Annotated in this window: 2 protein-coding genes; one reads left to right on the forward strand and one right to left on the reverse strand. The window is 46.1% G+C overall.

All coding sequences use genetic code 11. The annotated features are described in order from the left end of the window. A partial coding sequence (locus tag R8N28_RS25600; protein WP_318183708.1) for an Lrp/AsnC family transcriptional regulator occupies positions 1-140 on the reverse strand: 140 nt, incomplete at its 3' end. Between the two features lie 149 nt (positions 141-289). Between R8N28_RS25600 and R8N28_RS25605 the strand changes: the two genes are divergently transcribed. After that, entirely contained in the window at positions 290-1,216 is a 927-nt protein-coding gene (locus R8N28_RS25605) for a DMT family transporter (RefSeq protein ID WP_024700028.1), read from the forward strand. Positions 1,217-1,226 lie beyond the last annotated feature (10 nt).

Raw genomic sequence — 1,226 nt, forward strand, 5'->3', positions numbered from 1 at the left:
ATAACCCCTTCTTGTTCAAGACGTTTTAAGCGCCTCGCACATGGTGAAGCAGAGAGCCCTACTTGGTCAGCAAGCTCCGTTGTCGTTAATGTGGCGTCTTTCTGTATGAGATGAAGTAACTGCCTATCAATTTTGTCCATGCCAACTCCCTTTGCCAAAAATTACTAAATTGAATTAATTGAACGCAGTTTAACACCAATACTGAAACAAAGTACGTCACATTTTGCCAACATGATGCGTCAGTTTCGTTCAATAATTACAGCGAACTTTACACATGGACGCGACAACGATGATTTTGGGATACGCTGCAATTTTAGTGACCGTACTGCTTTGGTCTGGTTTTTTCATTTCGCTCAAAGGTGGGGCAATTTCGGCACTGCAACCTGCTGATATTGCTTTGGTGCGCTTTCTCGTTCCTAGCCTAATCTTGTTGCCTTTTGTAATGAAACATAAAGCCGCCCTAAAAGCCGTTCCCAACAAATACCTTACTGGTATTGTCTTGGGTAGCGGTTTACCTTATTTACTTGTAGCGGGCACTGCCATGCATTTCGCTCCCGTCGCGCATGGTAGCGCCTTAATACCTGGCACGTTGCCTTTGTTTGTTTCTGCCATTGCAGTCTTGTTCTATCAACAATCGCTGAGTCATCACCGCATTATTGGTCTTTCCACCGTACTGCTGGGTATTTTTGTGTTTCTGCTATCTAATATCGGGGAGGAATACAACTGGTCTCAACTTCAAGGGCACGCGATGTTTTTAGTTGGCAGCTTGATGTGGGCGGTTTTTACTATCAGTGCACGCGTAGCCAACCTCAACGCTTATGTATGCGCGGGTTTTGTCGCCATTGTCTCGTTACTTATGCTTATCATCGCAGTCGGGTTCGGTTGGATAGACAGTTATTTAGCGGTAACGCCTATCTCGAGTTGGCCTTGGGAGGAGCTGTTTAGCCATGCAATGCTACAAGGTGTCGGCGCAGGGCTTATCGCATCGTTTACGTTTATCTATGCCATAAAAATCATTGGCGCTGAAGCCAGCGCCGCATTTGGATCTCTCACTCCCGTTGTCGCAACGTTGCTTGCCGTTCCAATCTTTGGCGAACAACCGGATTCGCTAACTTGGATCGCGTTAATTCTGGTGACTTGCGGTAGCGTGGTCGCCAGCCAAATCTTTATGAAGCATGAACTTACTCAAACTTATCGCCCACCACTTCACAGATAGCGATTAATTG

Source organism: Vibrio sp. Vb1554 (genome assembly GCF_033344235.1).

Coding starts and splice junctions, on each gene's coding strand:
- R8N28_RS25605 (WP_024700028.1), top strand. CDS start 290: ATGATTTTGGGATACGCTGCAATTTTAGTGACCGTACTGCTTTGGTCT.